This window comes from Sphingobium sp., assembly GCF_035511395.1.
GTDB lineage: Bacteria > Pseudomonadota > Alphaproteobacteria > Sphingomonadales > Sphingomonadaceae > Sphingobium.
On sequence record NZ_DATKFP010000241.1, the window covers coordinates 20,284 to 27,824 of the forward strand.

Annotated in this window: 6 protein-coding genes; 3 read left to right on the top strand and 3 right to left on the bottom strand. The window is 63.2% G+C overall.

The features are described 5' to 3' along the window. The first annotated feature begins 88 nt into the window (after nt 1-88). Nucleotides 89-1,717 carry an N-acyl-D-amino-acid deacylase family protein gene (locus tag VMR39_RS17160; protein WP_325417283.1) on the top strand — a complete coding sequence of 543 codons (1,629 nt, stop codon included), beginning with the start codon at nt 89-91 and terminating at the stop codon, nt 1,715-1,717. 310 nt (nt 1,718-2,027) lie between these two features. On the opposite strand, the gene VMR39_RS17165 is transcribed toward VMR39_RS17160, so the two are convergent. The 3 genes from VMR39_RS17165 to VMR39_RS17175 all read right to left on the bottom strand — a co-directional run bounded on the left by VMR39_RS17165 (nt 2,028) and on the right by VMR39_RS17175 (nt 4,943). After that, nucleotides 2,028-2,798: an SDR family NAD(P)-dependent oxidoreductase gene (locus VMR39_RS17165; RefSeq protein WP_325417285.1), complete on the bottom strand. Its 771-nt coding sequence runs from the start codon at nt 2,796-2,798 to the stop codon at nt 2,028-2,030. 238 nt (nt 2,799-3,036) lie between these two features. Further along, complete coding sequence (locus tag VMR39_RS17170) at nt 3,037-3,765, bottom strand: SDR family NAD(P)-dependent oxidoreductase (protein ID WP_325417286.1); 729 nt, start codon at nt 3,763-3,765, stop codon at nt 3,037-3,039. A 68-nt stretch (nt 3,766-3,833) separates the two neighbouring features. Then, nucleotides 3,834-4,943 (bottom strand): glycerol dehydrogenase, encoded by a 1,110-nt coding sequence (locus VMR39_RS17175; RefSeq protein ID WP_325417288.1) that lies wholly within the window; start codon nt 4,941-4,943, stop codon nt 3,834-3,836. 330 nt (nt 4,944-5,273) lie between these two features. Here VMR39_RS17175 and VMR39_RS17180 point away from each other — a divergent pair, with 330 nt between their 5' ends. Further along, entirely contained in the window at nt 5,274-6,917 is a 1,644-nt protein-coding gene (locus VMR39_RS17180) for a thiamine pyrophosphate-binding protein (RefSeq protein WP_325417290.1), read from the top strand. A 93-nt stretch (nt 6,918-7,010) separates the two neighbouring features. Further along, on the top strand, nt 7,011-7,541 hold a 531-nt coding region (locus VMR39_RS17185), incomplete at its 3' end, for an alpha-hydroxy acid oxidase (RefSeq protein ID WP_325417292.1).

Sequence of the window (7,541 nt, forward strand, 5' to 3'; positions counted from 1 at the left end):
ATAGGCCATGCAACAGGCCGCACTGGACGGCTGCGACATATCGAGGCCATGTTGCCGATAAGGCTCAGCTTCCAAGGACCAAATGCCCATGCCGTCTTCCTCCGCTTCGCGTCATCTTCGGTCCCTGCTGCTGGCGGGCGGCCTGTTCGCCATTGCGGCGATCGGGAAGGCCGCGCCGGCCGAGAGGGCGGATGTGCTCATCAAAGGCGGCACCATCTATGATGGCGGGACGGGGCAGCCCTATGTGGGCGACGTCGCTCTGAAGGGGGACCGGATTGTCTATGTCGGCCGGTCCAAGGGCGTTGAGGCGGCGCAAGTGATCGACGCCAAGGGAATGATCGTCGCGCCGGGCTTCATTGACGCCCATACCCATGCCGACAGTTTCATTCGTTCGCCGGACAAAGCAACAAGGGTCAATGCCGCCTGGCTGGACCAGGGCGTCAGCACGGTGATGATCGGCGTCGACGGCTACGGCACGCCCGACGTCGGCGCGGATGCGGCCAAACTTCAGGCATCGGGGATCGGCACCAATGTCGTGCCCTTAATCGGTTTCGGGGCAGTGCGCGAACGGGTGCTGGGCAAGGATGCTCGCGCGCCCAAGGCGCAGGAGCTGGGCGCTATGCGGGCGTTGGTCGCCAAGGGGATGTGCGAGGGCGCAACCGGCTTTTCGGCCGGGCTGTTCTATCCGCCGCAGAGCTTTGCGAAGACCGATGAGGTTATCGTGGTCGCGCGAGAGGCAGCGATGCGGGGCGGCATCTACGACACGCACCAGCGGGACGAGTCCAGCTATACTATCGGTCTGCTGGGATCGGTAAGGGAAGCGATCGCAATCGGCAAGGATGCGGGCATGCCGGTGCATTTCGCGCATCTCAAGGCGCTGGGCGTCGATGTGCAGGGGCAGGCGCCGGCCGTGATCGCGGAAATCGAGGCAGCGCGCAAGGCGGGGCAAGATGTGACCGCCGACCAATATCCCTGGCTGGCGTCGGGATCGAGCCTGGACGCGTCGCTGCTGCCGGGATGGGCGGTCGACGGCGGCGGTGACGCGCTGGTCAAGCGGCTGGACGATCCGGCACTGCTGGCGAAGATCCGCGACGAGATGCAGAACAATATGCGCCGTCGCGGCGGAGCGAAGGCGCTGCTGCTGATCGCGCAGGATTTCCCCTGGACCGGCAAGACGCTGGAGCAGGTGGCGACCGAGTGGAAGCTCAATCCGCGGGACGCGGCGCTGCGGATCATCCGCCAGAGCATCGAGACGAAGGAGCCGGGCAAGAAGGGCAAGGGCACGGCGGTCGCGTCGTTCAACATGGCGCAGGCCGATGTCGACCTGCTTATGAAACAGCCGTGGGTCGTGACATCGTCGGACGGCTCGGATGGTCATCCGCGCATGTTCGCGACCTTTCCGGAAAAATATGTCCAATATGTGCGCGACCGGAAGGTCATCAGCCTCCAGACCTTCGTACGGCAATCGACGGGGTTGACGGCGGACATCTACAAGCTGGACCATCGCGGCTATCTAAAGCCCGGCTATTATGCCGATGTGGTGGTGATCGATCCGGCAAGATATGCACCGCGCGCCGATTACGTCCATCCGCGTGAGTTGAGCGTGGGTGTGGCGAAGCTCTATGTGAACGGAGCCCTGGCGGTGAGCGACAGCCGGACGACCGGGGCGAGCGCCGGGCGGGCGCTGTTGCGGCCCAAGCCAAATGATTGTCCGTAAGCAGCGGAAAAAATATTTAATCCCATGCCGTGATGATGCTACTTGGTTGGCGAGGCGCTCGATTTCGACTGGGCAGTCGCGCCGGGATCGGAACGCAAAGCCGCGAGGTCTATGCTGAGTGCGCGTACCGTTGCACGATCGGTGGACAGCTGCTTGACTGCCATTGGCATCCGTAAGTCGGCGGACATTGAGTCTATCCGTCTGACCCCTTCCTGTCCGAATCCTCCGCCTTAAGTCTTGAGCATTTCTCGCCAGAACATGCCACGGCATCGATGGCATGGATCGCCGCCGATGCCGTGGTCCCCCTTTGTTATTTCAGGTTGAAGCGCTGCGCACCATCGATGCGGATTGTCTCGCCATTAAGGAAGTCATTGTCGACGATGTGCGCGGCGAGCCGCGCATATTCGTCCGGATCTCCCATGCGCTTGGGGTTGGGAACATTAGGGCCCCAAATCGCCTGTGCCTGTTCGGCAGGCATGCCATAGGCAGGTGTCAGGAACGTGCCCGGCGCGATGCACATCACGCGGATGCCGAGTGGGGCAAGGTCGCGCGCGGCGGTCAGGGTCAGGCCGATCACGCCACCCTTGGCCGCCGAATAATCCGTCTGGCCGACCTGCCCTTCGAAACCCGCGATCGATGCGGTGGTGATCACGACGCCACGCTGATTGTCGGCCAGCGGCTTATTTGCCGCCATTGCCTCGGCTGCTTGGCTGAGTACATGAAAAGTGCCGTTCAGGAAGATGTCAACGGTGCGGCGGAATGTCGCGAACGGATAGCGCTTTCCTTCCTTGTTGACCAACCGCGTTGCGGCGGTCGGTCCGCCATGGACGACGACCGCGGCGCGTAGTGGGCCTTTGGCGGTCGCGGCTGCGATCGCGCGTGCCACGGACTCTTCGTCCAGCACGTCGGTCTTCAGGAACTGTGCCGACGCGCCGAGTTCCGCAGCAAGCGCCACGCCCTTTTCTTCAGCCATGTCCGCGATGATGACGTGCGCGCCGGCCTCGACCAGGCGCCGTGTCGTCGCTGCGCCGAAGCCGCCCGCGCCGCCGACTACCAGCGCCGATGCTCCCTTGATATCCATCAGTGATCCTTTCGTATCTTCCCGATATGTCGGCGGCGGTGCCGGACGGGGCCGAAAGCGTCCAGACAAATCGACGATCGATCGCGCACCCATCGTACATGTGAGGTGATGGCAGAATTCCATTCCGCTAATGAAGCGATAATGGATAAACAGGGTGGTCTTATTCTTGCTCGACTGATGATCCGGGCAGGCTCACAGCCGGTGATTCGGCGCGTCGGGGAAGTCACATGCTTGCCGGTCAGAAGGCCAGATAGCCGCCGTCAACCGGCAAGATTACGCCTGTGACCCATGCCGCATCGGGTGATGCCAGGAACAGTACAGGCCCTGCCAGATGATGGGGTTCCCCCCAACCGCCCATAGGCGTGCGCTGCGCGACGCGCGCGGTGAAAGCCGGCTCATGCACCGCCGCTGCCGACATCGGCGTCTTGATCCAGCCCGGCGCAATCGCGTTCACCCGGATGCCCTTGGCCGCCCAGGCGATCGCCATGCTCTTGGTCGCCTGCGCGACCGCGCCCTTGCTCGCGGCGTAGGCAGGGGAGGTGCCGCTGCCCAGGAAGCTCATCATCGACGCGGTGTTGACGATGGCGCCTGTGCCGCTCGCTTCCAGATGTGGCAGGAAGGCGTTGCACAGGCGTAGCGTGCCCAGCATGTTGATGTCATAGTTGTTGACGAAGGTTTCGACCGCGAACGGATCGTCGCGCGCGGAGATGCCCGCGCAGTTCACCAATATGTCCAGAGCAGGCGTCTCGTCAGCGAGCGCTTGCACGGCCGCGTCGCTTCCCACATTCAGTTCGACGATGGAGATCCTCGCAAAATCAGGATCGGTGCGGCGCGCGTCGAGTTCGGCCTGACCCCAACCGGCTGCGATGACATTCGCGCCCGCCCTGGCGAAAGCGGTGGAGACCGCGCCGCCGATCCCGCCAGTGCCGCCCGTCACCAGCACTGTCTTGCCCGAAAAATCATGCATTTGTTACACTCCCTCTCAGCGCTCCGAAGTACTGCTCTGGGCTTTCGTTACCGCATTTTCCGAATCGTTCATTGTGAACGATCGAATTGGAAACGCTCGATATCTTCCATAGCCGCGACCAGCGCATCGGCGCCGACCGGCATCAGGAGGTACGCGCCCTCCGGCGCGATCACGCTGCTGGTGGCGATGCCTCGCAGCACGTCCGGGTCGATGCCGGTCATGCCGAGTTCGGCCAGGCTGCGCGGCAGACCTACCGCGCCGTAAAAGTCGAGCAGATCCTGAATGAAGGCGTCTGGCCGCCCCTCTGCCGCGAGCAAAACCAGCGTGCCATAAGCGATATGGAATCCATGCGGCGCGTCTGAGATGCCGGGGACGCGGACCAGCCCCCGCGCCAGCCCGTGCGCAATGCCAAGGCCCATATTCTCGAAGCCCAGCCCCGCCATTAATATGTTCGCCTCCACCACGGCCTCCAGCGCTTCATTGGGCACGCTGACACCCGCAGCCGCCATGGCGGCGATGCCGAATTCGCGGATCGTGCGGTAACAGCCGTCGGCGATATAGCCCGCCGTGCGCAGCGCATGGCTATGATGCGCATTGCGCCCGCCATGGCGCTGCGACGCTTCGCCCTCGAATTTCTTGGCGATGGCGTCGCCCATGCCTGCGAGCAGGAACCGGGGCGGCGCGGCGGCGATCAACCTTGTGTCGACCACCACGGCTTCGGGATTGCGGTCAAGCGATTCCACCGCGACGATCCTATGGCGGTCGTCATAGATGGCTAGGGCCGTCGCGGTCGGACTGTCGTTCGACGCGACGGTGGGCACCGACACGAAACGGAGCCTCGCCCGGATCGCGCAGCCTTTCCCGGCGTCCAGTGCCTTGCCGCCACCCATGCCGACGATCAGGTCGCATCTTTCGGTGCCGGCCTTCTTGGCCAGTGCGTCGATAGCATTGATAGTGACTTCGCCCTGGAAGCTGGCGATGCCGTGAGCACGGCCCGCGAACAGCTTCTCAAGTCGCCCTTCCAGCAATGCGAGCACGCCGGCATCGACGACTAGCAGCGGCTTGCTCCCGATCCCGGCGCACAGCGCCGGTAGCCGGTTCAGGGCGTCCGGCCCCTGATAATAGCGGTGCGGGCTACCGAATACCCTGACATTCGGGTCGGCTCCGGGATCGATCATGCGGAGTCTCCGGCTAACCAATTGCCTCAGCCCGATGACGTGACAATGCGCCAGCGTCCAGAGCGCCTTTACCCTGACGGGCGGTTTGGCCTCAGTCCACGCATATATGATGGATCAGACCGCTATCGATGCGACCGTGCAGATGTCCGCTGACACTGTCAGCTTTGTACTCGCGGCGGTGCGGGTGTCTGTGCAGTAGCGATAATAGGATCGCACCTGTGTTGTGCTGGCCGCGTTGGTTGACTCGGTTGCGGCAAGGTCGAAAGCATGGGTTCAGAAACTCAATGCTCATGCGCCTTTGCAGCGCAGGGCTGCAACAGGACGAACAGGATGACGGGACTGGGCAAGACTGGCGCTGAGGAGATCGTGGAATTTTTGGTCGACCACGGCTATCAGCATATATTCGGCCTGCCGGGCAGTCAGCTCGTCTCCATCTTCCACACCTTGCAGCGCACGGAGATAGAACTCGTCCCGACTATCCATGAATCGGTGACGGTCGCGGCGGCGGACGGCTATGCGCGGGTGAAGGGATCCGGGATCGCGTTGGTTTACATGTTGCCTGGCACCGCGAATGCGCTGGCCAACCTCTATAACGCCGCTCGCGACGATTCGTCTGTCATCATCATCGCTTCACAGCAGCTGTCGACCGCGCGCACTGAACTCGGCGCTTATTGCGAGGGTGACACCGTCCCGCTCGCCAAGCCCTTCGTGCGGCTGGCGCACGAGCTGACCAAGGGAGCATCAGCTCGCAACTGGCTGGAACACGCCAAGCGCGTCGCCGAAGGCACACCGGGCGGCCCGGTCTTTCTGTCGGTCTGCGAGGATGTGATGCTCGATCCCGCGCCGGTTCTGGAGGAACGCCGCTCGACGCATGGTGCTCCGGGCGTGCCAGACGTCGCTGCCGTGGCGGAGCAGCTGCGCACCGCGCAGCGGCCGCTGATCGTCGTCGGCGGGCAGGTCCGTAGGCTGGGCGGCGCGGAAGCGGTTGAACGCATTGCGGAGCGCTTCAACATCCCGGTGGCTTATGAAGGCACGCTGATCGATGCGCTCGGTATCGCTCCGGGGCACAGCCATTGCCGCGCCAATCTGGCCATGTCGGGGCTGGAGCCGGACGCCGATGTCGTCCTGCTACTCGGCACGCGGGCGATCACTGAGGCAAGCCCGCGCCGGGGCGCATATTTCCCGAACGCCCGTTTCGTCGCTCAGGTCAATATTGACCCCGCGCGGTTGGAATCGATGCGCCGCTTCGACTGGGTTTCGGCCAGTGATCCCGCTGCCTTCGCCAAGACACTTCTGGAGGCGATGGAGGCGTCGCCGCCGACCGAAGCTCTAATCAGGGTTCGCGACGATTGGGCCGCGCCAAGGCCGCCCGTCCTGCGTCCCGGTGCTGCCCTTGCAAAGCTGTTCGCAGGATTCGCCCGCTGCGTCGAGCCGCTCCATGATGCACTTGATCGCGGCTGGATCGTGGACGAATCGGTGATGGGCGCGGGCTTCGTGCAGAAGGCGCTGAAATCGAAGGACGGGCGCCGCTACATGGGTACCAACGGCAGTTCGCTTGGCTGGGCGACAGGCGCTGCCGTGGGCGTCGCGCTCGCATCGGGCGAACCGGTCACCTGCATCCTAGGCGATGGCAGCCTTCGTTTCGGTATGGCGGCGCTGTGGACGATCAAGACGATGAACCTGCCGATCACGCTGATCATCCTGGACAATCATGGCTATGCCTCAACCCGCAATTACGAACGCAATTACGTCGAGGCGCTCGGTCCCTCCGCGAATCCGCAGAAAGTCGGTTACCTCAACATGGACATGCGCACGTTGGGGCCGGACATGAAGGACATGATCGAGGGCTTCGGCATTCCCTGTCGCAGGGTCGGCGAGGGAGACGATTTGCGCGCCGCGGTCGAACAGGCCTGGGCCGCATCCGCGAACGGTCCCAATGCGCTGATCATGCCGGTCGGTTTCGAGTACGAATAAGGGAAAGCGGCATGGACGTGGTGGTAGCGAGAGATAACAGGGCGCGCGCCGATCCCCACTGGAAATCTGGATGAGGGAAAATTGGGAATGAAATTGACAAAGGTCGTCAATACCGACGACATACGGTTGCTTGCTAAATCCTATCTCCCCCGTCTGATTTTCGATTTTATAGACGGCGGCGTGGACGGTGAAGAGGCGCTCGACCATAATCTCGCGGCGTTCCGGCGGTACCGACTTTTGCCGCGCTATCTGACGGGCGCCGACCGCATCGACCAGTCGACGACCTTGTTCGGGCGCGAATATGCCAGTCCTTTCGGCATCGCCCCCATGGGGCTTTTAGGGATGTTCCGGCCGGGTGCGGATCTGATGCTCGCGCGTGCCGCGCACGCGATGGGCGTACCCTATGTCATGTCGAGCGCGAGTTCCGATTCATTGGAAACGGCGATGGAAATCGCCCCGGACGTAACCTGGTTCCAGCTCTATCTGACTCGCCGGGAGGAAATTAACGACGATCTGGTACGCCGGGCGCGCGATACGGGCGTCCAGGTTCTGGTGGTCACGGTGGATATTCCGACCGCCGCGAAGCGCGAGCGCAACATGCGGAACGGATTCAAACGACCGATG